Raw genomic sequence first — 1594 nt, 5'->3', positions numbered from 1 at the left:
GTTGTTTTGTGTTTTTTTATTTTGTAGCTCGGGCGACCGCGGCGACCTACACCGTCCTGCGCGTCGGCCGCGTCAGATGTGTCTCAGCGACAGCCCGGCGTCTGCCCCGCGGCCACCCCGATCCCACCGAGACCCGGTTCCACGTCCGCCCCGACCCCGCCGCCAGGCGTCGGCGGCGGGGTCGGGGCGGACGTGGAACCGGGTCTCGGTGGGATCGGGGTGGACGCGGGGCCGACGACGGGCCGGCGGGTGCGGGTCGGGCTGGCTCTTCGGGAGCGGATGCCGGTGTGGTTGCAGGCCCGGTGCGGCCTGGAGCGGCGGAGTGTGGTCGCGCTGGCGGTGGTGCTCGTCGTCGCCGCGGGTTTCGCCGTGCAGCACTTCTGGGCCGGGCGGACCCAGGCCGTGCGGGCACCCGAAGTCGTGGCCGCACCTTTTGCGGAGCGGAGTGTGGAGGACGGGCCCGGTGCTTCGGCCGGTGCGCCGACCGTGGTGGGCTCGGCGGTGGCCGAGATCGTGGTGGACGTCAGCGGGAAGGTCCGTGAGCCCGGGGTCCACCGGCTTCCCGCGGGTTCGCGTGTCGCCGACGCGCTGCGTGCGGCCGGTGGAGTGCGGTCCGGTACGGACACCGCGGGACTCAACCGTGCTCGCTTCCTCGTGGACGGTGAGCAGGTCGTGGTCGGCGCGCCTGCCGTGCCCGGCGTCGGCTCGGGGGGTACGGCGGGCGGTCCCGTCGGCTCCGCCGGTTCTGTGCCCGGAGCGGGACCCGCGGCACCGGTGTCCCTCAACACGGCCACCGTGGACCAGCTGGACACCCTGCCGGGGGTCGGTCCGGTTCTGGCCCAGCACATCGTCGACTACCGCACCCAGCACGGCGGCTTCCGCTCGGTGGACGAACTGCGCGAGGTCAACGGCATCGGGGAACGACGCTTCGCCGATCTGCGGAATCTCGTACGGCCATGAGTCCCGTACCCGAGGGTTCGGCTGCCTTGCCCTCTCAGCCCTTTCAGTCCTCTCAGCCCCCGATGCCCCCGTCCCGCCGGGCCGTGCACGCCGCCTCCGGTAAGCGCCTCGGGGACGCCAACCCACGCCAGGAAGGGCCGGCCGACCTGCGACTCGTCCCGCCCGCACTCGCCGCCTGGGCGACGGCGGCGCTGGTGCTGGACGCGGCGGTCCAGTGGGTCACCGGTGTCGCCGTCGTGTGCCTGGTGGCAGCGGGCGTGCTGTTGCTGACGCGGCGCAGTGCGGGGCCGCGGGTCTCCGTCGCCGCCGTGCTGCTCTGCGTCGCCGCGGCCGCTGTCTCGGCCGGGTTGCACGGAGCCGATCTGCGCCGTGGGCCGGTGCCTGGGCTGGCGCGGGAGTACGCGACCGTGACCGCCGAGATCGAGGTCACCTCCGATCCCCGGCTCACCCGGCCGCGGGTCGAGGGGGACCGTCCGGCGCCGACTTCCGTGCTGATCAAGGGTGAGGTACGGCGGGTGGAGAAGGCGGGCGGGGAGGCAGTGGACACGCGGGCACCGGTGCTGGTGATGGTCGACGCGGCGGGCTTCGGGAGGAGTGCGGGCGAGGGTTCCGCGGCGCCGACGGCGGGGTCGGG

The 1594-nt window shown here is 74.1% G+C and carries 1 protein-coding gene and 1 pseudogene; both read left to right on the top strand.

Annotated features, from left to right (window positions below; all coding sequences use genetic code 11):
- Positions 1 to 78 precede the first annotated feature (78 nt).
- Positions 79 to 960: a ComEA family DNA-binding protein gene (locus tag HLK59_RS49900; protein WP_346780014.1), complete on the top strand. Its 882-nt coding sequence runs from the start codon at positions 79 to 81 to the stop codon at positions 958 to 960.
- 62 nt (positions 961 to 1022) lie between these two features.
- A pseudogene (locus HLK59_RS49895) lies at positions 1023 to 1594 on the top strand (MBL fold metallo-hydrolase); the annotation flags it as partial.

Origin of the sequence: Streptomyces sp. S3(2020) (genome assembly GCF_013044505.1) — a bacterium.
Classification (GTDB): Bacteria; Actinomycetota; Actinomycetes; order Streptomycetales; family Streptomycetaceae; genus Streptomyces.
Note: the sequence above shows the minus strand (reverse complement) of the source record. Positions and strands in the feature narration are given on the sequence as shown.